Source organism: Stakelama flava (genome assembly GCF_019351405.1).
Taxonomy (GTDB): Bacteria; Pseudomonadota; Alphaproteobacteria; order Sphingomonadales; family Sphingomonadaceae; genus Sphingomonas; species Sphingomonas flava_A.
The window spans coordinates 261,847-286,317 of sequence record NZ_JAHWZX010000001.1 but is presented as its reverse complement, the minus strand read 5'-3'; the positions used below and the strand labels follow the sequence as shown (position 1 = coordinate 286,317).

Sequence of the window (24,471 nt, the reverse complement as noted above, 5' to 3'; positions counted from 1 at the left end):
AATGTATGACGACCATTACGGACTGAGCGGAAGGCCATTCCAGCTTACCCCCGATCCGAAATTCTGGTTCGATACCGCCACGCACAGAAAGGCGATGGCGTATCTCGGCTATGGCATCAGCCAGGGCGAGGGGTTCATCGTCATCACCGGCGATCCGGGCGCGGGAAAGACGACGCTGGTCGGTCACCTGACCGAGACGCTGGATACCGAGCAACTGCACCTCATCACCATCGTCACCACGCAGATAGAGGCGGAGGACCTGCTGCACATGGTCGCGGCGGGGCTGGACGTCGACAGCAGCGGGATGGCGAAGGCGCATCTGCTCGCCGCGATCGAGCGCGGCCTGCATGCTCAGGCGCGCGAAGGACGCCGGACGCTGCTGATCGTCGACGAGGCGCAGGCGCTTCCCGTCGCTTCGCTCGAAGAACTTCGGATGCTCTCCAATTTTCAATCGGGCGGTTATCCGCTGCTTCAGATATTCCTGCTCGGCCAGCCCGAATTTCGCGACGTGCTGCAGGGCCATTCGCGGCTGGAACAGCTTCGCCAGCGGATCATCGCGATGCATCATCTTGCCCCGATGGAGCGCGATGAGGTCGAATCCTATCTGATCCACCGGCTGTCGGTCGTGGGCTGGCGCGGGCGGCCGCGTTTCAGCAACGACGCGATTGCCGCGATCCACCGCTGGTCGCACGGCATCCCACGGCTGGTGAACCAGCTTGCGGGCCGGGTTCTGCTGTTCGGCGCGATCGAGGAGATTGACGCTTTTTCGGGAGCGGATGTCGAACAGGTCATTGCCGATCTGGAAGGCGACATGAACCCGGTCGCGCGGGTTGCGGCAGCGCGCTCCGAACCGCGCGAGCCGGTGCCCGAGCCAGGCCCGATAGCTGCCGAACCGGCCGACCCAGCGCCGACGGTCGATCATCAGGAAAATCACCCGGCCCCGGCGCCTGCGCCTGTTGAGGAAACGCCTGAGGAACCGGTGCGCGATGAGTCCGACGACATGGCGAAGCAACTCGCGCGGATCGAATCGCGACTGGATGAACAGGATCGGGCGCTTCGCCGGGTTCTCACGCTGCTCGTCGACTGGGTGGAAGGCGACGGCGCGCGACCCGATATCGGCACTATCCGAAATTCGATGGGATAGGAGCGGCACGGCGATGCGCAACGCGATGTCCGTCGATATCGAAGACTGGTTCCAGGTCGGCGCGTTCGAACGCGTGATCGATCGCGCCGACTGGGACCGGCTGGAACATCGTGTCGAAGCGAACAGCGATGCCGTGCTTGCGCTGTTCGCCGAAGCCGGGGTGAAGGCGACCTTTTTCACGCTCGGCTGGATTGCACAGCGCAATCCGAAACTGATGCGGCGGATTGCCGATGCCGGGCATGAGGTCGCCAGCCATGGCTGGGATCATCGGCGCGTCTTCACGTTGACGCCCGATCAGTTTCGTGACGACCTGCGCCGCACGCGTGCGGTGCTTGAGCAAACGTCCGGCGTCGCGGTCACCGGGTATCGCGCGCCCAGTTTCTCGATCGACAAGCGCACGCCCTGGGCGCACGACATCCTTGCCGGGGAAGGCTATCGCTATTCTTCCAGCGTCGCCCCGGTGGTGCACGATCATTATGGCTGGCCCGAAGCGCCGCGCTTCGCCTTTCGCCCGCTGGACGATTCGCCGCTGGTCGAACTGCCAGTCACGACTGCCAGGCTGGGCAGGCGCAACATGGCGACGGGCGGCGGTTTTTTCCGCCTGTTGCCCGGCGCGTTCATGCGCTGGACGGTGCGCCGGGTGAACGGTCGAGATGGACGGCCCGCCATATTCTATTTTCATCCATGGGAAGTCGATCCGGATCAGCCGCGGGTGAGCGATGCACCGATCCGATCGCGTCTTCGCCATTACAGCCGCCTGTCGGCGATGGAGAGCAAGCTGCGCCGCCTGCTCGCCGCGCATCAATGGACGCGGGTTGACGAAGTCGCCGCTGCGGAAGGCGCTCGGCTAGGATGAACGCGCCGATTTCGTTCCCCAAGCTGACGGTGCGCGACGCCGATCTGTACGACGATAACGATTGCGCGCGAATTACGGCGTTTGTCGAAGCGCATCCGGGCGGCACGCCATTTCACCTGCCGCAATGGAGCATTGCGGTCGAACGCGGCTGTGGTCAGCGTGCGCGCATGCTGGTGGCGCAGGATGCGCAAGGGGCGCTCCACGGCATATTGCCGCTTACCGAAACCCGCTCGCCGCTGTTCGGCAACGCCATGGTGTCGGCCGGCTTCGCGGTCGGCGGCGGGGTGCTCGCAAGCGATGACGCGGCGGTAACGCCGCTGGTCGATGCGGCATGGGCACTCACCCAGAACCGGGGCTGCAACACGCTGGAACTGCGCGGCGGGGCGCGGCCCGCCGCGGGCTGGCAGTGCGACGACAGCTATCTGGGCTTTGTCGGCGATCTTGCCCAAAGTGACGAGGAACAGCTTTCCGCGATACCGCGCAAGCAGCGTGCCGAAATCCGCAAATCGCTGAAAGGCGATCTGACGGTCGAGACGGGCCGCGATGCCAGACAGCGGCGCGATCATTATGCGGTATATGCCGAATCGGTGCGCAATCTGGGCACGCCGGTTTTTCCGAAACGGCTGTTTACCGCCATGCTGGAGGAGTTCGGCGAATCGGCCGATATCCTTGTCGTGCGCGAAAAGCAGCGGCCGGTTGCGGCCGTTCTCAGCCTGTACTGGCGCGGCACGGTTTATCCCTATTGGGGCGGGGGCGTTCACGCCGCGCGGACGCTTCGCGCCAATGAACGCATGTATTACGCGCTGATGTGCCATGCGCGGCGGCGTGGATGCGCCCGGTTCGATTTCGGTCGGTCGAAGGTCGGGACCGGGCCGGCGGCGTACAAGAAGAATTGGGGTTTCACCCCCGAACCGCTCACCTATTGGGCGCGCGCACGCGACGGGGAGCCGCGCAAGATCAATCCGCTCAGCCCCAAATACCGGTTGCAGGTGGCGGCATGGAAGAAATTGCCGCTTTGGGCGGCTAACCGCATCGGCCCGTTGATCGCAAAAGGGCTGGGGTGATGGGCGACATCCTGTTCCTCGCCCATCGCGTGCCCTATCCGCCCGATCGCGGGGACAAAATCCGCAGCTGTCATATCCTGAAGTATCTCGGCAGCCGCGCCCCGGTCCATTTGCTTGCCTTTGCGGATGACGCTCGCGACTTGGGCCATGACGCTGAACTGGCACGCCATACCGTTAGCGCAACGGTCATCCCGCGGAGCAAATCGATGCTGGTCGCGGGGTTGCAATCACTCGTGCGCGGCACCCCCGCTTCGATTGCGGCGTTCGATCATCGTTCGATGCGCAAGGCCGTGGGCGAGGTATTGGCGGGCCATGCCATCGACGCGATCTACGTGTTTTCCGGGCAGATGGCGCAATATATCCCGCGCGATTTCGCGGGCCGGCTGGTGATGGACTTTGTCGATATGGATTCGGCAAAATTCGCCGCTTATGCGAAGGACGCCCATGGGCCGATGGCGTGGATCAATGCGCGCGAGGGCCGCTTGATCGCCGACCATGAACGCGCTGTGGCGGCGCGCGCGGACGTCAGTCTTTTCGTCAGCGAAGCCGAAGCGGCACTGTTTCGCGCGCAAGGCGGTGCGGCGCGAGTCCAGGTGGTTGAAAACGGAATCGACACCGAATTTTACGATGGCGACGCCGGTTTTGAGCGGCTGAACGCAGCGGGGCCGTTGATCGTCTTCACCGGCCAGATGGATTATCGCCCCAATGTCGAGGCGGTCGATTGGTTTGCGCGCGAAATCCTTCCCCAGGTTCGTGCCTCGTACCCGCAGGCGCGGTTCGCAATCGTCGGGCGGCGGCCGGGCGGCACGGTGACTGCACTCGGTAAGCTGTCCGGCGTGATCGTGACTGGCGAGGTGGAGGATGTGCGCAGCTGGCTCGCCGCCGCCACGATCGCGGTCGCGCCGTTGGAACTGGCGCGCGGGATTCAGAACAAGGTGTTGGAGGCGATGGCGATGGCGCGTCCTGTGGTTGCCACCCCCGCTGCGGCTTGCGGTATCGATCATGGCGGCGCGCTTCGGGTTGCGGAGGACGCAAATGCGTTCGCCAGCGAAGTCGTCGCGCTGCTCGATGATCCGAGCGCCGCCCGCGCGCTGGGCGCGGCGGCGCGCGCGCGCATGGTCGAACGCTATGGCTGGAGCGCGCGGTTTTCGGTGCTCGATACGCTTGTCGGGCTTGCGACGCCGGGGCGGGCGGGTGACAGATCCGCCGCATGAGCATCGCCTGGTCCTCCCGTGATTTCGATGGTGCGCGCGGCGGCTTTAACGGCCGTTGGCGCCGCAATGCGCTGTTTCTGGGCGGCGCCATCGCTGCACTGCTGATCCTGTTCCATGCCGATGTCGCCGACCTTGCCGGTATTTACTGGAACAGCACGACCTTCGGCCACTGCCTGTTCATCATGCCAGTGTTCGGCTGGCTGGTTTGGCAGCGACGCGAGGGGCTGGCGCGGCTTGTGCCGCAAAGCTGGTATCCCGGCCTTGCGCTGGTAGTGGCGGGCGGCTTTGCCTGGCTGCTGGGGAGCGCGGCAGGCGTGGCGCTGCTGCGCCATTTCGGGCTGGTTGTGATGATCCAGGGCGCGGCGTTGACGTTGTTGGGGCCGCATGTCGCGCGCGCGCTGCTCTTCCCGCTCGCCTTCCTGTTCTTCCTCGTTCCCTTCGGCGAAATGTTCGAAGGCCCGCTGCAAACGGTCACAGTGAAGATGTGCATGGCGCTGCTTCACCTGTTCGCGGTGCCCGCCAGTGTCGACGGGGTGCTCATCACCATCCCGAACGGCTATTTCGAGGTGGCGGAGGCGTGTTCGGGGGCCAAGTTCCTGATCGCGATGATCGCCTATGGCGCGCTGGTCGCCAATGTCTGCTATATTTCATGGGCGCGCCGCGCGGGCTTTATGGCGATGGCGCTGATCGTCCCGGTGATTGCAAACGGTTTGCGCGCGTTCGGTACGATCTACGCCGCCTATTGGACATCGGTCGAGGCAGCGACGGGGTTCGACCATATCGTTTACGGGTGGATTTTCTTCGCGCTGGTCATGGCCGCCGTGCTCGCCATTGGCTGGCGATGGTTCGACCGCGATCCCGATGCGCCTTGGTTCGATCCCGCCGATTTTCCGCCGCCGGTACGGCATCGCACCGATCCGGTGACCGGAACCGGGTTCGTGATCGCCATCGCGGTTGCATTCTTCGCATGGTCCGCAGCGATCGCGGGACGCGCCGATGCGCTGCCCCGCGCCATCTCGCTGCCAGATGTTCCGGGATGGCAACGGGTAGATCGCGTCACCCGGTCGGCATGGACGCCCAACTATCCGGGCGCGGACCATGTGCTGATCGGGCAATATGCGGGACCGGACGGCGCACGCGTCGATCTGGCCGTGGCAATCTATGCCGGCCAGTCGGACGGGCGGGAGGTTGTCGGCTTCGGCATCGGACCGATCCGGGAAAATGGCAAATGGGTGCGCGTCGCCGACGAAGCGCCGGTGAAGGGCGGGGCGACCATGCGCATGACCGCCCCGGGCCCCGTCTATCGCCATGTCGTGATCTGGTACGATGTCGCCGGAACGCTGACCGCCGATCCGAACATGGTGAAGCTCGCCACGCTGCGCGCCAGGTTGCTTGGCGGGCGTCAGCGTGCGGTTGCGGTTCTGGTTTCGGAAGAGGAAAACGGTACCAATGTCCCGCGCGCGGACATGGCGCGCTTTGTCGATGCGCTCGACATCGACACGCTTGCCGACCGGATGGTAAGGACCGCCCCCTGATGTGCGGCATTGCCGGTCTCTTCTATCCCGAAACGCCAAAGCCGGTCGATCCCGCGCGCATCGCCGCCATGACCGAAGCGCTGGCGCATCGCGGTCCCGACGGTGCAGGGATATGGACCGATACCGGCGTGGCGCTTGGCCATCGCCGCCTTTCGATCATCGATCTGGAGGGCGGTGCGCAGCCCATGGCCACGCCGGACGGCGGATTGACGATCAGTTTCAATGGCGAGGTTTACAATTTCGCCGAACTGGCGCGCGAACTCACCGATATGGGCGCGCACTTCACCACGCAAAGCGATACCGAAGTGCTGCTTCACGGCTGGCGCGCATGGGGCCCCGATCTGCTCGACCGGCTGAACGGCATGTTCGCGTTCGCGCTGTACGATGCCGGGACGCGGAGCCTGTTTCTGGCGCGCGACCGGATGGGGGTGAAGCCGCTTTTCTACACCCGCCTGTCGGACGGGGCGGTGGCGTTCGCATCCGAACTGAAAGGGTTGCTCGCCCATCCGCTGATGCGGCGTGAAGCCGATGTCCGCGCGGTGGAGGATTTCATGGCGCTGGGCTATATTCCCGACGATGCGAGCATGATCGCGGGGGTGAGGAAATTGCCCGCGGGACATTTCCTGCTGCTTCGGCGCGGCCACCCCGTGCCCGATCCGGTGCAATGGTGGGACGTCGATTTTTCTGACCGGGCAAAGGGATCGGCCAGCGACCTTCAGGCCGAACTGGCCGAACATCTGCGTCAGGCGGTGCGATCGCGCATGGTCTCCGACGTGCCGCTGGGCGCGTTCCTTTCGGGCGGGGTGGACAGTTCGGCGGTGGTTGCGTTGATGGCCGAAACCAGCCGTCAGCCGGTCGAAACCTGCACCATCGGGTTCGATCAGGCCGATCATGACGAAACCGCGCATGCCGAAATCGTGGCCAAGCGTTTTGCGACCAGCCACCGTACCCGCACCGTAGCGCCGGACGATTTCGCGTTGGTCGACCGGTTGACGCGGGCGTTCGACGAACCCTTTGCAGATGCCTCGGCGCTCGCCACCTATCAGGTCTGCGCGCTTGCCCGCGAACGGGTGACGGTGGCTCTGTCGGGTGATGGTGCGGACGAAGCGATGGCCGGATATCGCCGATACCGGTTCCAGGCGGCAGAGGAACGGGTGCGCGGTCTGATCCCCGATTCCATCCGCAGTCCTGTATTCGGCACGCTGGGGCGCGCTTACCCAAAGGCGGACTGGGCGCCGCGCTTCCTGCGCGCTAAGACCACGCTGCTCGGCATCGCGGAAGAAGGGGATGAAGCCTATGCCCGCTCGGTCGGCGTGACGCCGCCCGCACTTCGCCGGCAATTATACGCCGATTCGATGACCAGACGGCTCGACGGGCATCGGGCAGAGGATCGCTATATCGCCGCAATGCGCGATGCGCCCGCGCGCGAACCGCTTGACCGCGCGCAATATGCCGATTTCAAACACTGGCTGCCGGGCGATATCCTGACCAAGATCGATCGGACGAGCATGGCGGTGGGGCTGGAGGCGCGCGAACCATTGCTCGACCATCGCCTGATCGAATTTGCCGCGCGCCTGCCCGTGTCGATGCGGCTTCGCCATGGCGAGGGCAAATGGCTGATGAAGAAGGCGATGGCGCCCTGGTTGCCCAAGGAGATTCTCTACCGCCCCAAAATGGGGTTCGTCACGCCGGTCAGTGCGTGGTTTCGCGGCGAACTTGCACCTGAAGCGAGGGCGCTTGCCGTATCACCCATCCTCAGTGCGTGGTTCGATCGCAAGGCACTGGCGCGGCTGGCGGCGGATCACCGCGCGGGCCGCGCCGATCACGGCCGGACGCTCTGGCAATTGCTGATGCTTGATCGCGCCGCCCGCCGCCTGTTCGACTGAGGAAGCACGCTTCGCTCAGCTATGCTTTGCTGTCCATAGCCGGAACAGCAGTGGCCAGTGTGCGGCGGGCATGTCCTTTGCCAGTTGCTTTGGCCCGAAACCGTGCCCGCCATGTTCGAAGAAATGCGCCTCCACCGGCACTTTGTGCGCGCGTGCCGCTTCCATCATGTTTATCGCATTTTTGGGATTCACGATGGGATCGTCCAGCGCCTGAACGATGAACATCGGCGGGGCGTAATCGCCCATGCGCTTGCTGGCATCATAGCGCGCGTAAAGTTGCGGCGTGGGTTCGGAGCCGAGCAGGCTCTTGGTCGAATTGCCGTTGGGTGCGAGCGACAGGTCGATCACCGGATAGATCAGCCCGGAATAGGCCGGCTTTGCCGACAATTTGTCCGCATCGTCCACGGGAGTGTAGATTTTGTCGTCGAACCCGACGGTCAGCGAAGCGGCCAGATGGCCGCCCGCGGAAAAGCCGACAATGCCCAGCTTTTTGGGGTCGAGATTCCAGCGCGCGGCGCGCGAACGGATCAGCCGCATCGCGCGTTGCGCATCCTGCAACGGGACGTTCGCCCGGTTCGACCAGCCTTCACCGGGCAGGCGATAGGTCAGGACGAAGATCGTGATGCCATGGGGGTTGAAGGTATCGGCGACGTCGATCCCTTCATTCTGTACCGACAGAAACTGGTATCCGCCGCCCGGAATGCACAGCAGCGCGCGCCCGTCGGGGTTCTTGGGGCGATAGACCGAAACGGTGGGAGTGGCGACGCCGCGCACCCATAGCTGGCGTCCGTTTGCGGGGCCTTCCATCGTCGACCGGTCGGCGGGCAACGTCGCCGGAGCGCCGGGCGGTCGGCCGGGCCACAGTCGGAATGTTTCCTGCGGCGGCCATGCGGGCTTGTCGGGCGCTTTGTCGGCGGGCACTGGGGCGGGCCAGTCCTGCGCATTGGCGACGCCTGCAGCTCCCGCCACGCCAAGTCCGATTGCTCCGCCCAGCAGCGTCCGCCTGTCCATCGTCATATTCGTCCCCGTCCTTCGCTTGGTTGCGCGTCTCTTTGCGCCACCGGGCGGTGCTTTGTCGAGGGGCGGCGGCTTGCATCGCCCCTGTGCATCGCTATGTCCGGCGCCTGTTCGAATTTACCGAAAGGCATATGGCGTGAAGGACGTTCTCGTAATCGGTGCAGGCGGCGTTTCGTCGGTCGCGGTTCACAAGATGGCGAAGAACCCGCAACTGTTCGGGAAGATCACGTTGGCCAGCCGACGCCGGTTCAAATGCGATGCGATCGCCGCATCGGTGAAGCAGCGGTTCGGCGCCGACATCGATACGGCTCAGGTGGACGCCGACGATGTCGATGCGACGGTCAGGCTGATCGAGCAGGTGAAGCCCGCGCTGGTCGTCAATCTCGCGCTGCCCTATCAGGACCTGCCGATCATGGACGCCTGCCTGAAGGCCGGTGTGCATTATCTGGACACCGCAAATTACGAACCGCGCGACGAGGCGAAGTTCGAATATCGCTGGCAATGGGAATATCAGGAACGTTTCAAGGAAGCGGGACTGATGGCGCTGCTCGGCTCGGGTTTCGATCCGGGCGTCACCAGCGTGTTCGCCGCATATTTGAAGAAACATCACCTCGACACGATCGACACGCTCGACATTCTCGATTGCAATGGCGGCGATCACGGCCAGCATTTCGCGACCAATTTCAATCCCGAAATCAACATCCGCGAAATCACCGCGCCCGCGCGCCATTACGAAAATGGCGAATGGATCGAAACGCCCGCGCTTTCGACGCGGCAGGTTTATAATTTCGAGGAAGTCGGCACGAAGAACATGTACCTCATGTATCATGAGGAACTGGAAAGCCTGGCCAAACACATTCCGGGCATCAAGCGCATCCGCTTCTGGATGACCTTCGGCGATCAATATCTGCGCTATCTCGACGTGCTTCAGAATGTCGGCATGACCCGGATCGATCCGGTCATGTATAACGGCGTCGAGATCATCCCGCTTCAGTTCCTGAAAGCGGTGCTGCCTGAACCCAGCGATCTGGGCCAGACGACCAAGGGCAAGACCAATATCGGCGACATCGCCACCGGCACCAAGGACGGTGAGGCGAAAACCGTGCGCATCTACAATGTGTGCGATCACGAAGCCGCGTTCGAGGAAACCGGCAATCAGGCGGTAAGCTACACCACCGGCGTGCCTGCAATGATCGGCGCCGCGCTGATGCTGAACGGCACGTGGAAGGGGGAGGGTGTGTTCAACATGGAACAGCTCGATCCCGATCCGTTCATGGACATGCTCAACCAGCATGGCCTGCCCTGGCAGGTACGCGAACTCGCCGAACCGCTGCGTTTCTGATCCGCGCCCCGACGCAGGCCCGTGCCGCCAGCGGCTCGATATCTGCGCACCGTTTGCCCTGAGCCTGTCGAAGGGCTGTTCTTCTTCCGCCCGGCGTTAAGAAGAACGGTGCTTCGACAAGCTCAGCACGGACGGGTGCGAATGGGTTTGATTGTGAGGAATAGGAAATGACCAAGCATTCAGATCCCGAACCCCAGACCCCCATGACCACCAAATCCGGCGGTCCGGGCGCATTCACCGATTTCGATCTGTCGCGCGTTCCATCGCCCTGTTTCGTAGTCGATCGCGCGGCGGTTGAGGCAAATCTGCAAGTGCTTGCCGATGTGCGTGACCGGGCGGGGTGCAAGATTTTGCTCGCGCTCAAAGCCTTTTCGATGTGGTCGCTTGGGCCTCTGGTCGGGCGCTATCTCGACGGCGCCGCGACATCAGGCCTGTGGGAAGCGCGGCTCGCCGCCGAGTGCTATACCGGCGAAGTCGCGACCTTTTGCGCCGGGTATAAGGACGCCGACATGGCGGAAGTGTTCCGCCTGTCCGATCATGTCATCTTCAATTCGCCGGGGCAGGCGGCGGCGATGCGCGGCGCGGCACAAGCGGCGCGCGAAACAGGCGAGACGTTCGATATGGGGCTTCGCCTCAACCCGATGCACAGCGAGGGCGAGGTGTCGAAATATGATCCTGCGCGACCCCATTCGCGGCTCGGCTTTCCGGTCGATCAGCTTCTGCCCGAACATCTGGACGGGATCGACGGCGTTCACATCCATACGCTGTGCGAACAGGATTTCCCGCCGCTGCGCCGTACCTGGGAAGCGCTGAAACCGCGGCTCGCACCTTATTTCGCGCAGCTTAAATGGATCAATTTCGGCGGCGGGCATCACATCACGCGTCTCGATTATCAGCGCGACGATCTGATTGCGTTCATTCGGCAGGTGCGCGAGGAAACCGGGTGCGAGGTGATGCTCGAACCCGGTGAGGCGATCGCGCTTGATGCCGGCATATTGGTCGGCGAGTTCGTCGACATATTCGACAACGGCATGCCGGTGGCGATCGTCGACATTTCTGCGACCTGCCATATGCCCGACGTGATCGAGGCGCCGTACCGTCCCGCGATGCTGGGTGAACCGGCCGAAGGCGGAGTGACCGTTCGGCTCGGCGGCCCGTCCTGTCTCGCCGGGGATGAGATCGGGGATTATCGCTTCGCGTCACGTCCCGAACCGGGCGATCGCTTCGCGTTCCTCGATCAGGCGCATTATTCGATGGTGAAGACAACCACCTTCAACGGCGTGTCGCTGCCCGCAATCGCGATATGGGACAGCCGCGACGACAGTCTGGAGGTCGTCCGCCAATTCGACTGGACGACGTTTCGCGACCGGTTGAGCTAAGCGGTTCGCTTCCCCATCGTTCTTGTCGGGCGCGGTTGAGAAGCTTTGCTGAGCGCAAACGGTTCCAGGCAAAAAAAGGCCGGATCGGGTAATCCCGTCCGGCCTTTTTCGTCCTTACTGACCCGCCTTGCGGCGATGCTCGTCCAGCGACACCACCCGGTCGGGTTCGCTTTCATGCGTATCGCCCAGATACAGCGTGTCCATCGGTTCGTCATTGACGATATGGGTTTCGTCGGAACCGAAGCCGTTGAACGCGGTGCGCAGCGCAGCGCCATAAGCCCCCAGCATCCCGATCTCGATATAATCGCCGGTCTGGATATCAGCGGGTAGCAAAAAGGGCCCTGCCATATGATCGATATCGTCGCAGGTTGGGCCGTAAAAGCTGAACGCTTCATAGGGCGAAGCGGTCGGCACCTCGCGAAGCCGCTTTACCGGAAATCGCCAGCCCATATGCGCCGCGTCGAACAGCGCGCCATACGCGCCGTCATTGATATACAGTTCGGTCCCGCGCCGTTTTTCCACCCGCACGATCAGCGAGCTGTATTCGGCGCACAGCGCGCGACCCGGTTCGGCCCATAGCTCGGCCGAATAGGAAATCGGCAGGCTTTCGAACGCGCGATGGATCGCGTCGAAATAGCGTTCCAGCGGCGGCGGCTCCATACCGGGATAGGTGGAGGGGAATCCGCCGCCAACATCGATCACGTCGACCGTGACCGATGCCTCGACAATCGCAGCGCGAACGATTTCCATCGCATTGGCATAGGCGTCGGGGCTCATCGCCTGGCTGCCGACATGGAAGCAGATGCCGAGCGCGTCCGCCGCCTGACGCGTGGCGAAGAGCAATTCCTTCACATCGTCGAGTTCGGCACCGAACTTCGCGGCAAGGCTCAGCTTGGACAAGTCCGACGATACGCGAAGCCGGACGCACAGCGTCAGGTCTTCGGCGCCGCGCGTGGCGCGCATGATCTTTTCCAGCTCCTCGATCGTGTCCAGGCTGAAGGTGCGAACGCCATGCGTGAAATAGGCCTCTGCAATCGCCTCTTCCGCCTTGACCGGGTGCATGAAGCACAAGGTGGCTTGCGGAAGTGTACGCGATACGAGGCGCACTTCACCGATCGACGCCACGTCGTAATGGGTGACACCCGATTCCCACAGCAGCTGCAACAGGTCGGGCGAAGGGTTCGCCTTCACCGCATACATGCAGCGACCGGGAAATTTCTCGGTAAAGAATGTAGCTGCCCTGCGCGCCGCATGGGGGCGGACGAGGGTTACCGGCTGGACCGGACGAAGGGCGGTTGCTAGCCCCAGCGCGCTATGATGTTCGGCCAATTCAAGGGACCTCCACAGGGTAGTTCAACATAAGAGCTGCCTTGCGGTAGGAAGTCCCTGGGGCAGCGGAGCGCCCACATAGGGACCACCTTCTGCTATGTAAAGCGTTTCGGCGATGCACCGTTCCAAGACTGGGGAAATACGTGACGATAATGCGACAACCGACCAGGGCAGGCGTTCGCGATGCTGCGGCGAAAGTGGCGGCGATTCTGCCGCCATCCCCTATTTACGTGCACGACGTGGGGGGCGTCGCCGTAACGTTCAAGGCCGAATGTCTGCAACCCATGGGCGCGTTCAAGCTGCGCGGCGCATGGCACCGGTTGACCGCGATCGATCCCGATGTGCGTGACAAGGGGGTGGTCGCCTTTTCGTCCGGCAATCATGCGCAGGGCATCGCCTGGGCGGCAAAGCGGCTCGGCATGCCCGCGGTGATCGTGATGCCCGCCGACGCGCCGCGATCGAAGCGCGAAGGGACGCTGGCGTTGGGGGCGGAGATCGTGACCTATGACCGCGACAGCGAAAGCCGCGAAAAGATCGCCGCGCACCTTGCCCATGCGCGCGGCGCCATTCTGGTGCCCAGCTTCGATGATCCCTGGGTGATAGAGGGGCAGGGGAGCGCCGCGATCGAAGCGATGACCCAGATGGTGGAGGCAGGGCTGCCCGATCCGTCGCATCTCGTCGTGCCGTGCGGCGGCGGCGGCCTGGCGGCGGGGATGACGCTTGGCCTGCCCGATGCGGCGATCACCGTGGTCGAACCCGAAGGCTGGGACGATATGTGTCGCAGCCTGGAGGCGGGGTGGATCGAGCCGGTTGGCGACAATCCGCCGCCCACCGCCTGCGATGCGTTGCAGACCAAACGGGTCAGCGAGCGCACCTTCGAAGTTCTGGCGCGGCGCGATGCGAAGGGGGTCGCGGTCAGCGAAGCGGAGGTTCGCGCCGCCCAGCGCTGGGCGGCGACAAAGCTGCGGCTGGTGGTGGAGCCGGGGGGCGCGGTGGCGCTCGCCGCGCTGCTGGCGCGAAAGGTCGCACCGCAGCCGGGGATGCTGGTGGTGCTGTCCGGCGGCAATGTCGATGTCGATGCCTATTCCGCTGCGCTGGCCGGCGATCGTTGATGCCCGGCGAGCCTGACAGCGATGCACCCGGTAGCTGAAGCGATCGCGGCGGCAGCGCCTGCCATCGCGATGGTCGCGGTCTTCATGCTGTTTGCCGGCGGCGTGGTGCTGATCCGGCGCGGAAGGGGTACGCGGAACAAGGGATTGTTGATGATCGTCTGCGCGGCGGTCCTGCTCGGCAATGTGCTGATCTGGACGCTGTGACGGACCTTTTGTCGGGATTGCGTGGTTTTTGACGCACAACTGATACAGGATGAGGTACGAATATGACGATCCGGACCCCGACTTTTGCCATGGCTGCGCCGTTCGCGCTGCTCGTTGCCTGTTCGGGCGGACAAACGACAGCCGACAATTCGGCAACCGCTGACGTCGCCGCCCCCGATGCATCATCGCAGAGCGCGGATACCGGTATGAATGGGGACGATTCGGTCGTGGCTTCCGCTTCCAATCCCACGCCCGCGCCGACCGCTGCGACCGTTTCCGATGGATCGGACGACGTTCCCGCCACCCCGGCCGAGGCCAAAACGTCGCGAGCGGCGGCTGCCGTGGTCCGTCACTATTACGACGCGATCGACAGCGGCGATTTCCGTACCGCCTATGCCCTTTGGGGCGATGACGGCAAGGCAAGCCACCAGAGCCTGACCGGCTTTGAAAAGGGCTTTGCCCAGACCGCCTCGACAAAGGTGACGATCGGCAATGTCGGCCAACCCGAAGGCGCCGCCGGTTCGATCTATATCGAGGTCCCGGTCGAAATCGATTCGCGGCTGAAGGACGGCACGCAGCAGCATTTTGCCGGCACGTATACGCTTCGCCGCGTCAATGATGTTCCCGGATCAAGCGCCGAACAGCGTCGCTGGCATATCCAGTCGGCCGATCTGAAACGCGGCTGACCGCCGTCCGCGCCCGGCCCGAACCGCGCCGATCACTTGATCGGGCAGTTCGGGTCCAGCCGCATATCCAGATAATTGTTCACCGATCCCATCAGCGGGTCCATTTCATGTTCGAAGAAATGGTTCGCCCCCGGAATGGTTTCATGATGAATCGTGATGTGCTTCTGGGTGCGCAGCTTGTCGACCAGCCGCTGAACCCCGCTGGGCGTCACCACTTCGTCCGATTCGCCGTTGATGATGATACCAGAGGCGGGGCAGGGCGCCAGAAAGCTGAAATCATACAGGTTTGCGGGCGGCGCGATCGAGATGAAACCGCGAATTTCGGGGCGGCGCATCAAAAGCTGCATGCCGATCCACGCGCCGAAACTGGGCGCTGCGACCCAGGTGGTGGACGCTTCGGGATGGAAGCTCTGCACCCAGTCGAGCGCGCTCGCCGCATCGGACAATTCGCCGATGCCGTTGTCGAACGTGCCCTGGCTGCGCCCGACGCCGCGAAAATTGAACCGCAGGGTCGCGAAGCCGCGCCGCTGAAAGGTCTTGTAGAGTTCCTGAACGATGCGGTTGTTCATCGTGCCGCCCGATGCCGGGTGGGGGTGCAGGATCAGCGCGACCGGCGCGCGCGGTTTGGGGGCGGGCGCGAAACGGCCTTCAAGGCGACCTTCGGGACCGGGAAAAATGACTTCGGGCATGAATCTTCCGCAATTGGGGATCGCGCGCGGTGGCACGCGGAAAATGTGGAGGCTATATAGGCGACGTGACCTTTCGCGCAATCATCCTGAACATGGCCCGGCATGGCTGAACGTATCTATCTGGATCATGCGGCCACTACGCCGATGCGGCCGCAGGCGATTGCGGCGATGGAAGACGCAATGCGTGGCTTTGCAAATCCTTCCTCTCCGCATGCCGAAGGCCGTGCGGCGCGCGCCGCGCTTGAGGATGCGCGCCTCCGAATAAAGGCCGCGCTCGGCTGGGATGGCGAACTGATCTTTACCAGCGGCGCGAGCGAGGCGATCGCCATCGCGTTGCGGCGCGGGAAGGGCGGCGACCGGCTGGTCGGCGCGATCGAACATGATTCGGTGCTCCGCATGGCGGGCGATGCACGGCGCATACCCGTCCTGCCCGGCGGTCAGATCGATCGCGAACTGCTATGCGCGCTGCTCACCCGAAGCGATGCGCCGCTGGTCGCGGTGCAGCATGTCAATTCCGAACTCGGCGCGATTCAGCCGGTCGCCGATATTGCCGCCGATGTGCGGACGAAGGGCGGCCTGCTCTTTTCGGACTGTTCGCAATCGGCGGGCAAACATGCGCTTCCCGATGCGGACATGATCGCCCTGTCGGCGCATAAATTCGGCGGACCACCGGGAATCGGCGCGCTGCTGGTGCGCGAATTTTCGGTGCTTGAGGCATCGGGCGGGCAGGAATTCGGGTATCGCGGTGGGACGGAGAATCTCCCCGGTGCGCTGGGCATGGCCGCCGCGCTGGAAGCGCGCGAGGTTGATGAGGACGGCACCGCCACCTGGCTTTCGGCGCTGCGTCCGGCGCTGCTCGATCTTCAGATGAAGCTAGCCGATGCGGGCGGGGTGCAGATCGCGCCCGGCGGATCGCGGGCGATTTGCAACTGGGCGATGCCGGGCGTGAAATCGGCGACCCAGCTCATCCGCTTCGACATTACGGGGATCGCCGTGTCGGCGGGCAGCGCCTGTTCGTCGGGCACGCTTAAATCCAGCCATGTCCTACGTGCGATTCGCACGCCGGGCGACCTTGCCGATTGCGCGATCCGGGTCAGCGTCGGCTGGAACACAACGCCGGAACACATCGCCGCCTTTGCCGAGGCGTGGACGCGAATCGCGCAAGACGCGCGGAGCCGTGCCGCATGACCTATCTCGATTATCAGGCGACGACGCCGCTTGCTCCCGAAGCACTCGCCGCGATGCTTCCCTGGCTCGAAAGCGGGCACGCCAATCCGCACAGCAGCCATCGTCCGGGTCGCGCGGCTGCGGCGGCGGTGGAGGTCGCGCGCGAACAGGTCGCGGCGCTGCTTCCCCCCGGCGGCATACTGCCCTTCACCAGCGGCGCGACCGAAGCGCTCAACTGGGCGATCAAGGGCGTCGAAGGACGCACCGTCACGCTGGTGACCGAACATGCCGCCGTGCTTGACACCGTCCGCGCGCTGGAGGCGAAAGGGCGCGAGGTCATAATATTGCCGGTCGATGGAGATGGCCTGATCGACCTCCACTCCATCCGCGAAGCAATCACGCCGGGGACCGCGCTCGTCGAAGCGATGCTCGTGAATAACGAAATCGGCGTGATTCAACCCGTCGCGGAAATCGCGGCGATTGCGCATGAAGCCGGTGCGTTGATGCTGTGCGATGCGGTGCAGGGCTATGGCCGGATCGCGATTCCCGAAGGATGCGACCTGATCGCGCTTTCGGCACACAAGATTCACGGACCGAAGGGGATCGGCGCGCTATGGATTCGTGACGGTGCGCAAATTGCTCCGCTGCTCCATGGCGGCGGGCAGGAAAAGGCGGGTCGATCGGGCACGCTCTCGCCAGCCTTGTGCGCCGGTTTCGGTGTGGCGGCTCAACTCGCCGCCGATCGCTTTGACGCCGACGCAACGCATGTCGCCGCGCTCTGGGATGCCGCGGTCAATGCATTGGGCGATGGCTGGGTCATCAACGGTTCAACCGATCATCGTTATCGCGGCAACCTCAACATCAGGCGCGAAGGGCTGGACGTGAACCGGTTGATGAGTGAGCTTCGCGACATCGCCTTTTCGGCCGGATCGGCCTGTGCCAGCGGTTCGGGGCGGTCGAGCCATGTGTTGCGCGGCATCGGCCTGTCCGACCGCGAGGCGCGTAGCAGCATTCGCCTGGGCTTCGGCCGCTATACGCAACGGGAGGACCTTATCGCCGCCATCCACCGCATCGACGAAGCCGCACGCAGCCAGATGGCGCCCGTATGACTCGCGTCCGCTTCATCGGACCCGACGGCGAAACCGTGCAGGAGGTGGAGGGTGAACCCGGCGATTCGCTGCTTCGGGTGGGGCAGGCGGCGGGGCAGCCGCTTGAAGGGACATGTGAGGGGCAGATGGCCTGCTCGACCTGCCATGTCATCGTGTCTGATGATGATTTCACGAAGCTGCCGCCAGCGAGCGACGAGGAAGAGGATATGCTCGACCTTGCCGCTGATGTGCATCGCACCAGCCGCCTCGCCTGTCAGATCACGCTTGCCGACGGAATGGACGAATTGACGGTGCGCATCCCTTCCCAGGTCCATAATATGCAGGGACGCTGACTCATGAATTTCAATCGCCGCGATATTCTTTCCGCTGCCGCTGCGCTGGGCGTCGCGGCGACCACCGGCAGCGCCCGCGCGTTTCAGGCGGCGGGCGGTTCGGTCTTCGAACAATTGGAGGATGCGGTTCAGGGCAGGCTGGGTCTTGCCGTGCTCAATACCGGCAACGGCCAGCGCCTGCTGTGGCGCGCCGATGAACGCTTCGCGCTGTGTTCGACGTTCAAGCTGCCGCTTGCTGCCTGTGTGCTGGCAAAGGCGGAGCGCGGCGATGTCGATCTGAATAAATCGGTGCGGATCACACAGGCCGATGTGCTCGATTACGCCCCCGTCGTGAAGGCGAACCTTGCCAGGGGCAGCATGACGATCGCGGAACTGGCCAAGGCGGCAGTTACGGTCAGCGACAACAGCGCCGCGAACCTTTTGCTGCCGCAGGTGGGCGGCCCGCGAGGCGTTACGCGCTATCTGCGCGATGTCGGCGATGCGGTCACCAATATCGACCATCCCGAACCGTTGGTGAACCGCGTTCGTCCGGGGCAGGAGCAGGATGCGACGACGCCCTATGCCATGGCGACGCTGGTAAACGATCTGCTCCTGACCAATGCGCTGACCGAGGACAATCGCAGGATGCTGGGCGAATGGCTGGTCGACAGCACCACCGGCAGCGACCGGCTGCGCGCAGGCCTTCCCGCCGACTGGAAGGTGGGCGACAAGACCGGCACCAGCGGCGATGGCTGGTTCAACGATGTTGCAATCGCCTGGCCCGGCGAAGGCAAGCGCCCGATCATCATCGCCAGCTATTTATGGGCGCCCGATACACCCGACAATGCGGCCAACGCGGTCCATGCCAAGGTCGGCGAACTGGTGGGCGCGCTGTTCACGGGATGACACAGTGCCGCTCGTCCTGAGCTTGTCGAAGGACCGTCCTTCTTTCTTCCGCGCAACAGGAGAAAGAGCAGCGCTTCGACAAGCTCAGCGCAAACGGCGTTGTGATCATGATCGCCAGCCCAACGAATGCGAGCATCCAGCAGAAACGCTGGCCCGCCGCCCGCGCAGGTTCCGACATGGCCGCCATCAAAAGCCTGTGGATAACTCCACCGCCGCCCTTGCCCCGGCATGCCCGCTTCCGCCATTAACGATCCCATGACCGTTCTCGTCGATCTTGGAACCGACGGCGCGGGGAACAGCGTTCCCATGGACCTCGAAGAACTGCTCGCCACGCGATTGCTGGTGCAAGGCAATTCGGGGTCGGGGAAGTCGCATCTCCTTCGCCGCCTGCTCGAAAAAAGCGCAGGACAGGTGCAGCAAGTGGTCATCGATCCCGAAGGCGATTTTGTCACCCTGTCCGACGCCTATGGCCATGTCGTCATCGACGCGCTCGACCATTCGGAGCGGGAGATCACGACCTTTGCCGCACGGCTTCGCGAACATCGCGCTTCGGTTGTGCTGAACCTGGAAGGGCTGGAGGCCGACGGGCAGATGCGCTGCGCGGCCTGGTTCCTGTCCGCATTGTTCGATGCGCCACGCGAGCACTGGTACCCCGCGCTGGTCGTCGTGGATGAAGCGCAGCTTTTCGCCCCCACCGGCGGTGGGGAGGTGCCGGAGGATGTGCGCCGTGCCTCGCTGGGCGCGATGACCAACCTGATGTGTCGCGGGCGAAAGCGCGGGCTTGCAGGCGTGATCGCGACCCAGCGGCTCGCTAAGCTTGCCAAGAATGTTGCTGCCGAGGCGTCAAACTTCCTGATGGGGCGCACCTTTCTCGACATCGACATGGCGCGGGCCGCCGACCTGCTGGGTATGGAGCGGCGACAGGCCGAACAGATTCGCGACCTGGCGCGCGGCAATTTCCTCGCGCTCGGTCCCGCGCTCAGCCGCCGCCCGGTGTCGGTGAAAATCGGCGATGTCGAAACCAGTGCGCGCAGCGGCAGCCCCAAGCTGACCCCGCTTCCCACAGCGCCGGCAGAGGACATGAAGGATCTGCTCTTCGCTGAACTGGAAGAAGCGCCGCCGCCACCGCCGCCGCCCACGCCAAAGAAACAGGCTTTGGAAACGCTGATGGAAAAGCTGGCGGCCAGTGTTTCGCAGCAAACGCCAAGCGCCGCGGCGCTTCCCGAAAAGGAGCCGGAAGAGGTGGAGGCGATCATCGCCGACACGTTGCGCGCGATCGTTGCCGATTCGGATTCGGCGTTTCGCGCTCCGCCCGTGCTGTTTCAGGATTTTCAGGTCCGCTGCCGAATGGCGGGTCTGTCGCCGCCGCCGCTCGACCTTGCGCAATTCACGCGCCGACTGTCGTGCGCGCGCGCCGGTATCTTCGATGCGCCGGGTGAGGAGTGGGAGGCGGCGATCGCGCTTGCCGATACCTTGCCCGACGATATGCTCGGGACCTTCCTGCTCGTCGCGCGCGCGGCGAAGGACGGCGCGCCGTGCCCGAGCGAGGAGCAGCTTGCCGAAACCTATGGCACCAGTTCGCTGGGCCGCGTCCGCCGCCTGATCGCCTATATCGAGGAGCGCGACCTGTTCGTCACGCGAGTCGATCTTGCCGGCAAACGCTCGATCACGCTGCCGCATCTCGGCTGGAGCACTGCCCCGGCCGAGGTTTAACGGGCAGGGGGTCAGCCCGGCGCCACGTCCGGCGCGTCGTGCATAAGCCGTTTGGCGAGCAGCAGCTTGAACGCGATGAACACCACGCCCGCAAAGGCGGCGCACGCGCCATGGATCAGCCAGAAGCTGGTCGTGGGCATCTTCACGTAAAATCCGCCCAGCCAGCCGATCATTGAATTGGCGGCGAAGAAGGACAGGTAATAGAAACCGATCACCGTCGCGTTCAGCGCCTTTGGGGCAAGCCGCGCGAACAGCGCCAGACTGACCGGCAGGACATGCGCAAAGCCGATCGAGTTCATCAGTTCGAACATCATCGGCCAGAACATGCTTATCTTATGCCCTTCGGGCGTCGTGGCGGCGGCCATGAACAGGCAGGCCATCCCCGCTACCGAAAACCCTGCGCCGATGATCATCTTGGTCAGTTCATCGGGCTGCTCCCACCGCTTTCCGTACCAGCGATAGAACAGCGCGACGAGGAACAGGAACGACACCGACACGATCGAATCGATGGTGATGAGGTAGGACGAGAGGAACCGGAAGTGCAGAGCGGGGACATTGAACTGGCTCAGCGCGAAATGCTGGTCGCCCCAGATCAGGTAGATGTTGAAGATCTGCATATTGGGGATCAGCGCGATCGCCAGCACCGGGATCAGCAGCAGCACCGCGATCAGGGCGGGAAGGTCGCCGCGCGTCAGCTTCGCCTTCGGCGCTGCGGTGGCGCTACGGTCCTTTGCGGTGAAATGTTCGCGTGGCAGATATTTTTGCCCGGCGATATAAATGGCGAGCGAAATCAGCATCCCCACGCCGGCCGCGCCGAACCCCCAGTGCCAACCGACATCCTGCCCCAGTGTCCCGACGATGATGGGGGACAGGATCACGCCTGCATTGATGCCGAGATAAAATATCTGGAACGCATCGGCGCGGCGCAGGTCCGCCTCGTTATACAGCGAGCCGACCTGACTCGCGATATTGCCCTTCATCAGTCCCGATCCGATGACGAGCGCGAGCAGTGCGAACAGGAAGCTCGCTTCGAACGCCATCAGGAAATGGCCCGCCGCCATCGCGATCGCGCCGAACAATACCGCGCGCCGCTTGCCCAGCCAGCGATCGGCGATAAAGCCGCCGGCGATCGGCGTCAGATAGACGAGCGCGGCATAGGTGCCGAAGATCGCGGACGCCAGCGCCTCTCCCGAAAGCCCGCGATACATAGGCAGCGAATGGAACGCGCCGAACGCCGCGACATTGCCGATATTTTGCGGCTGCAACAGGTGATGCACCATGTACAGCACCAGCAGAGTCTGCATCCCGTAATAGGAAAACCGCTCCCACGCTTCGGTAAAGGCCAGATAGGCAAGTCCCTTGGGATGGCCGAAAAACGCCCGGTCGGCATGGGTGGCGATGTCGAGTTCGGGCGTCACTTCGGCGGTGGTCATGCGGCGGCGTTCCTTCGGTGGATGGTATCACGTGCAACCAAGGGCAGGTAACCATGTACCATTAACCCTGCCTGTCTCAACCGCATACGGGACGTTGCGCCGCGCACGACTGGCCCTTAAGGGGCTGCAACCTGATCACAACAGGAATGCAACCCATTCGTCAGATAGCAGCCCTTCCCTATCGGTCCGAGGATATCGCAGGCGATTCGCCGGTGCAGGTGATGCTAATCACCTCGCGCGATACCGGGCGCTGGGTGATGCCGAAGGGGAATATCGGTCCCGGCGTGCCACCACACCTTGCCGCCGCGGCGGAGGCGGAGGAGGAAGCGGGGATCATCGGCGCTGTCTGCCCGGTGCCGCTTGGCAGCTACCGATACAGAAAACGGCGCGGCAGCGGCGCGTCGCTGATGGTCGATGTCGATGTCTTTCCGCTTGCCGCTACGCGTGTTCTCGATTCCTGGAAGGAAGAGAAGCAGCGCGAGCGTCGCTGGTTCTCGCTTGCCGAGGCGGCGGATGCGGTGGACGAGGAGGATCTGGGAGAGCTGATTCGCTCCTTCGCCGCGTCGGAGTTCAAAAGCGCCGCCGCGCGCACCGGGCTGATGAGCACGGTTTCACAAAAATCGGGGATTAAAGCCATGTTCGCCTGGTTCCAGCGCCTGTTGCCCAGAACGGGCAATTTCTTCGAAATGTTCGAGGCGCAGGCCGCCGCCGTGCTCGCCGCGGCGGACGCCACCGCGCGCCTGTTCGGCGATGGAAAGGGCGCGAACGAGCATATCCGCGAGATTATCGAGCGCGAACATGATGCCGACGAAATCACCCGCGAAGTGCTTCAGACGGTTCGCCGGACCTTCCTCACCCCCTTCGATCGTGCCGCGATTACCAGCCTGATCGGCGCGCTGGACGACACGGTGGACGAAATGCAGGCGGCGGCGCAGGCGATCGACCTGTACGGCTTTGCCGATTTCACCCCCGAAATGCGCGACATGGCGGCGATCGTGGTCGATGCCGCGCGCCTGACCGCCGATGCCATGCCGCTGCTGCGCGATGTCGCGCGCAACGGCCGGCGGCTGCACGAACTGACCGAACGGCTGGTGCGCATGGAGGGACATGCCGATGAAATTCATACCGAGGGGCTGAAAAAAGCGCTGAAGCAGCATGGCGAGAACGATACGCTGCGCTTCGTCGTGGAGCGCGAAATCTACAAGCATCTCGAACGCATCGTCGACGCGTTCGAAGATGTCGCCGATGAAATCGACGGCATCGTCATCGATCACGTCTGACCGGCCGGCTTTTCGTGCACGAACTCGCCTTTCCGCTGCTGGTCGCGCTGATCGTCGTCGCGCTGGCCTTTGATTATCTCAACGGGCTGCATGATGCCGCCAATTCTATCGCGACCGTCGTTGCGACCCGGTTGCTGTCGCCGCTGATGGCGGTGGGATTCGCCGCGGTCTTCAACTTCGCGGCCTATTTCCTCACCATCGCCTTTCCCAGCCTGCACGCCGTTGCCGAAACCATCGGCAAGGGGTTGATCGACAAGGACCTCGTCACGCCCGCGGTGATTTTCGGCGCGCTGGTCGGCGCGATGTTCTGGAACGTCGTCACCTGGATGAAGGGGATACCGTCTTCGTCCAGCCACGCGCTGATCGGCGGGCTGATCGGGGCTGGCGTCGCGCATGCGGGCCTTACCGGCATCGAATGGGGCGGGCTGAACAAGACGCTGCTTGCCATCGTGCTGTCGCCGATGATCGGCATGTTCCTCGCCATGCTCGTCATGCTGCTGTCCAGCTGGGCGCTGCACCGCGCAACGGCGCGCGGCGCGGAAAAGGGGCTGCGCGTGCTGCACCTGTTTTCCTCAGGCGCCTATTCGCTCAGCCATGGCCTGAACGACGCGCAAAAGACGATGGGGATCATCACCGTCCTGCTGTATTCGACCGGGTATCTGACCGGGCCGTTCGAAGTGCCGCACTGGGTTGCCATCGCCTGCTACACCGCGATCGCGCTGGGCACGATGACCGGCGGCTGGCGGATCATCGAAACGATGGGATCGCGAATCACCAAATTGTCGCAGCATCAGGGGTTCAGCGCTTCGCTCGCCGGATCGATCGTGCTGTTCGGCGCATCCTTTCTGGGCATTCCGGTTTCGACCACGCACACGATCACCGGGTCGATCATCGGGGCAGGGACTGCGCGACGCGCATCCGCCGTGCGCTGGGGTGTGGCTCAGAATGTCGTCATCGCCTGGGTAGTGACGATTCCCGCTTCGGCGGCGGTCGGCGCGCTGTTCTACGGGCTCACGACCTTTTTCTGACGAAGTGGCGCCGCGCGCGGCTGTCTTCATCCGCACCCCCTTGCGTCGTAAGGTAGCTTCGACCATA

The 24,471-nt window shown here is 63.8% G+C and carries 22 protein-coding genes; 18 read left to right on the top strand and 4 right to left on the bottom strand.

The window, feature by feature from the left end; genetic code table 11:
• Position 1: 1 nt before the first annotated feature.
• The 6 genes from KY084_RS01365 to KY084_RS01340 are packed head-to-tail and all read left to right on the top strand — an operon-like array spanning position 2 to position 7,699.
• Positions 2–1,144 carry an XrtA/PEP-CTERM system-associated ATPase gene (locus KY084_RS01365; protein ID WP_219236625.1) on the top strand — a complete coding sequence of 381 codons (1,143 nt, stop codon included), beginning with the start codon at positions 2–4 and terminating at the stop codon, positions 1,142–1,144.
• A 13-nt stretch (positions 1,145–1,157) separates the two neighbouring features.
• Entirely contained in the window at positions 1,158–2,000 is an 843-nt protein-coding gene (locus KY084_RS01360) for an XrtA system polysaccharide deacetylase (RefSeq protein WP_219236624.1), read from the top strand.
• Entirely contained in the window at positions 1,997–3,064 is a 1,068-nt protein-coding gene (locus tag KY084_RS01355) for a FemAB family XrtA/PEP-CTERM system-associated protein (protein ID WP_219236623.1), read from the top strand. Before KY084_RS01360 ends, KY084_RS01355 begins: the two co-directional genes overlap by 4 nt.
• Complete coding sequence (locus KY084_RS01350; protein WP_219236775.1) at positions 3,064–4,278, top strand: TIGR03087 family PEP-CTERM/XrtA system glycosyltransferase; 1,215 nt, start codon at positions 3,064–3,066, stop codon at positions 4,276–4,278. The genes KY084_RS01355 and KY084_RS01350 overlap by 1 nt, the downstream gene beginning before the upstream one ends.
• Positions 4,275–5,813 (top strand): exosortase A, encoded by a 1,539-nt coding sequence (gene xrtA / locus KY084_RS01345; protein WP_219236622.1) that lies wholly within the window; start codon positions 4,275–4,277, stop codon positions 5,811–5,813. Before KY084_RS01350 ends, xrtA begins: the two co-directional genes overlap by 4 nt.
• Positions 5,813–7,699: an XrtA/PEP-CTERM system amidotransferase gene (locus tag KY084_RS01340; RefSeq protein ID WP_219236621.1), complete on the top strand. Its 1,887-nt coding sequence runs from the start codon at positions 5,813–5,815 to the stop codon at positions 7,697–7,699. Before xrtA ends, KY084_RS01340 begins: the two co-directional genes overlap by 1 nt.
• 15 nt (positions 7,700–7,714) lie before the next feature.
• Here the strand turns inward: KY084_RS01340 and KY084_RS01335 are convergent, their stop codons facing one another.
• A complete protein-coding gene (locus KY084_RS01335; RefSeq protein ID WP_246586761.1) occupies positions 7,715–8,716 on the bottom strand; it encodes an alpha/beta hydrolase in 1,002 nt (333 codons plus the stop codon).
• A 136-nt stretch (positions 8,717–8,852) separates the two neighbouring features.
• Between KY084_RS01335 and KY084_RS01330 the strand changes: the two genes are divergently transcribed.
• Positions 8,853–10,058, top strand: coding sequence for a saccharopine dehydrogenase family protein (locus tag KY084_RS01330; protein WP_219236620.1), 1,206 nt, complete (start codon positions 8,853–8,855; stop codon positions 10,056–10,058).
• Positions 10,059–10,261: 203 nt separating this feature from the next.
• The gene (locus tag KY084_RS01325; RefSeq protein WP_219236773.1) at positions 10,262–11,437 is read left to right on the top strand and encodes a carboxynorspermidine decarboxylase; all 1,176 of its coding nucleotides are present in this window, start codon (positions 10,262–10,264) and stop codon (positions 11,435–11,437) included.
• A gap of 114 nt (positions 11,438–11,551) precedes the next feature.
• Here the strand turns inward: KY084_RS01325 and KY084_RS01320 are convergent, their stop codons facing one another.
• The gene (locus KY084_RS01320) at positions 11,552–12,766 is read right to left on the bottom strand and encodes a type III PLP-dependent enzyme (RefSeq protein ID WP_219236619.1); all 1,215 of its coding nucleotides are present in this window, start codon (positions 12,764–12,766) and stop codon (positions 11,552–11,554) included.
• A 152-nt stretch (positions 12,767–12,918) separates the two neighbouring features.
• Between KY084_RS01320 and KY084_RS01315 the strand changes: the two genes are divergently transcribed.
• The 3 genes from KY084_RS01315 to KY084_RS01305 all read left to right on the top strand — a co-directional run bounded on the left by KY084_RS01315 (position 12,919) and on the right by KY084_RS01305 (position 14,768).
• Positions 12,919–13,878, top strand: coding sequence for a threonine ammonia-lyase (locus tag KY084_RS01315; protein WP_219236618.1), 960 nt, complete (start codon positions 12,919–12,921; stop codon positions 13,876–13,878).
• Between the two features lie 21 nt (positions 13,879–13,899).
• Entirely contained in the window at positions 13,900–14,082 is a 183-nt protein-coding gene (locus KY084_RS01310) for a hypothetical protein (RefSeq protein WP_219236617.1), read from the top strand.
• 62 nt (positions 14,083–14,144) lie between these two features.
• Complete coding sequence (locus tag KY084_RS01305; RefSeq protein WP_219236616.1) at positions 14,145–14,768, top strand: nuclear transport factor 2 family protein; 624 nt, start codon at positions 14,145–14,147, stop codon at positions 14,766–14,768.
• Positions 14,769–14,800: 32 nt separating this feature from the next.
• On the opposite strand, the gene KY084_RS01300 is transcribed toward KY084_RS01305, so the two are convergent.
• Positions 14,801–15,457 (bottom strand): alpha/beta hydrolase, encoded by a 657-nt coding sequence (locus KY084_RS01300; RefSeq protein WP_219236615.1) that lies wholly within the window; start codon positions 15,455–15,457, stop codon positions 14,801–14,803.
• A gap of 102 nt (positions 15,458–15,559) precedes the next feature.
• On the opposite strand from KY084_RS01300, the gene KY084_RS01295 reads away from it, so the two are divergent.
• The 5 genes from KY084_RS01295 to KY084_RS01275 all read left to right on the top strand — a co-directional run bounded on the left by KY084_RS01295 (position 15,560) and on the right by KY084_RS01275 (position 20,663).
• The gene (locus KY084_RS01295; RefSeq protein WP_219236614.1) at positions 15,560–16,645 is read left to right on the top strand and encodes a cysteine desulfurase family protein; all 1,086 of its coding nucleotides are present in this window, start codon (positions 15,560–15,562) and stop codon (positions 16,643–16,645) included.
• On the top strand, positions 16,642–17,733 hold the full coding sequence (locus KY084_RS01290) for a cysteine desulfurase family protein (protein ID WP_219236613.1): 1,092 nt from the start codon (positions 16,642–16,644) through the stop codon (positions 17,731–17,733). The genes KY084_RS01295 and KY084_RS01290 overlap by 4 nt, the downstream gene beginning before the upstream one ends.
• Positions 17,730–18,065, top strand: coding sequence for a 2Fe-2S iron-sulfur cluster-binding protein (locus tag KY084_RS01285; RefSeq protein WP_219236612.1), 336 nt, complete (start codon positions 17,730–17,732; stop codon positions 18,063–18,065). The genes KY084_RS01290 and KY084_RS01285 overlap by 4 nt, the downstream gene beginning before the upstream one ends.
• A gap of 3 nt (positions 18,066–18,068) precedes the next feature.
• The gene (gene bla, locus KY084_RS01280; protein ID WP_219236611.1) at positions 18,069–18,950 is read left to right on the top strand and encodes a class A beta-lactamase; all 882 of its coding nucleotides are present in this window, start codon (positions 18,069–18,071) and stop codon (positions 18,948–18,950) included.
• A gap of 255 nt (positions 18,951–19,205) precedes the next feature.
• Positions 19,206–20,663 (top strand): helicase HerA domain-containing protein, encoded by a 1,458-nt coding sequence (locus tag KY084_RS01275; RefSeq protein WP_219236610.1) that lies wholly within the window; start codon positions 19,206–19,208, stop codon positions 20,661–20,663.
• Between the two features lie 11 nt (positions 20,664–20,674).
• On the opposite strand, the gene KY084_RS01270 is transcribed toward KY084_RS01275, so the two are convergent.
• Complete coding sequence (locus KY084_RS01270; protein WP_219236609.1) at positions 20,675–22,096, bottom strand: peptide MFS transporter; 1,422 nt, start codon at positions 22,094–22,096, stop codon at positions 20,675–20,677.
• A gap of 146 nt (positions 22,097–22,242) precedes the next feature.
• Between KY084_RS01270 and KY084_RS01265 the strand changes: the two genes are divergently transcribed.
• Both KY084_RS01265 and KY084_RS01260 read left to right on the top strand, forming a co-directional pair.
• Positions 22,243–23,376, top strand: coding sequence for a DUF47 family protein (locus tag KY084_RS01265; protein ID WP_219236608.1), 1,134 nt, complete (start codon positions 22,243–22,245; stop codon positions 23,374–23,376).
• A gap of 14 nt (positions 23,377–23,390) precedes the next feature.
• Complete coding sequence (locus KY084_RS01260) at positions 23,391–24,404, top strand: inorganic phosphate transporter (RefSeq protein ID WP_219236607.1); 1,014 nt, start codon at positions 23,391–23,393, stop codon at positions 24,402–24,404.
• Positions 24,405–24,471: the final 67 nt, after the last annotated feature.

Excerpts from the sequence above, each read along its gene's own strand:
- KY084_RS01365 (WP_219236625.1), top strand. The coding sequence starts at position 2 with ATGTATGACGACCATTACGGACTGAGCGGAAGGCCATTCCAGCTTACC.
- KY084_RS01360 (WP_219236624.1), top strand. The coding sequence starts at position 1,158 with ATGCGCAACGCGATGTCCGTCGATATCGAAGACTGGTTCCAGGTCGGC.
- KY084_RS01355 (WP_219236623.1), top strand. The coding sequence starts at position 1,997 with ATGAACGCGCCGATTTCGTTCCCCAAGCTGACGGTGCGCGACGCCGAT.
- KY084_RS01350 (WP_219236775.1), top strand. The coding sequence starts at position 3,064 with ATGGGCGACATCCTGTTCCTCGCCCATCGCGTGCCCTATCCGCCCGAT.
- xrtA (WP_219236622.1), top strand. The coding sequence starts at position 4,275 with ATGAGCATCGCCTGGTCCTCCCGTGATTTCGATGGTGCGCGCGGCGGC.
- KY084_RS01340 (WP_219236621.1), top strand. The coding sequence starts at position 5,813 with ATGTGCGGCATTGCCGGTCTCTTCTATCCCGAAACGCCAAAGCCGGTC.
- KY084_RS01335 (WP_246586761.1), bottom strand. The coding sequence starts at position 8,716 with ATGACGATGGACAGGCGGACGCTGCTGGGCGGAGCAATCGGACTTGGC.
- KY084_RS01325 (WP_219236773.1), top strand. The coding sequence starts at position 10,262 with ATGACCACCAAATCCGGCGGTCCGGGCGCATTCACCGATTTCGATCTG.
- KY084_RS01315 (WP_219236618.1), top strand. The coding sequence starts at position 12,919 with ATGCGACAACCGACCAGGGCAGGCGTTCGCGATGCTGCGGCGAAAGTG.
- KY084_RS01310 (WP_219236617.1), top strand. The coding sequence starts at position 13,900 with ATGCACCCGGTAGCTGAAGCGATCGCGGCGGCAGCGCCTGCCATCGCG.
- KY084_RS01305 (WP_219236616.1), top strand. The coding sequence starts at position 14,145 with ATGACGATCCGGACCCCGACTTTTGCCATGGCTGCGCCGTTCGCGCTG.
- KY084_RS01300 (WP_219236615.1), bottom strand. The coding sequence starts at position 15,457 with ATGCCCGAAGTCATTTTTCCCGGTCCCGAAGGTCGCCTTGAAGGCCGT.
- KY084_RS01295 (WP_219236614.1), top strand. The coding sequence starts at position 15,560 with ATGGCTGAACGTATCTATCTGGATCATGCGGCCACTACGCCGATGCGG.
- KY084_RS01290 (WP_219236613.1), top strand. The coding sequence starts at position 16,642 with ATGACCTATCTCGATTATCAGGCGACGACGCCGCTTGCTCCCGAAGCA.
- KY084_RS01285 (WP_219236612.1), top strand. The coding sequence starts at position 17,730 with ATGACTCGCGTCCGCTTCATCGGACCCGACGGCGAAACCGTGCAGGAG.
- bla (WP_219236611.1), top strand. The coding sequence starts at position 18,069 with ATGAATTTCAATCGCCGCGATATTCTTTCCGCTGCCGCTGCGCTGGGC.
- KY084_RS01275 (WP_219236610.1), top strand. The coding sequence starts at position 19,206 with ATGACCGTTCTCGTCGATCTTGGAACCGACGGCGCGGGGAACAGCGTT.
- KY084_RS01270 (WP_219236609.1), bottom strand. The coding sequence starts at position 22,096 with ATGACCACCGCCGAAGTGACGCCCGAACTCGACATCGCCACCCATGCC.
- KY084_RS01265 (WP_219236608.1), top strand. The coding sequence starts at position 22,243 with ATGCAACCCATTCGTCAGATAGCAGCCCTTCCCTATCGGTCCGAGGAT.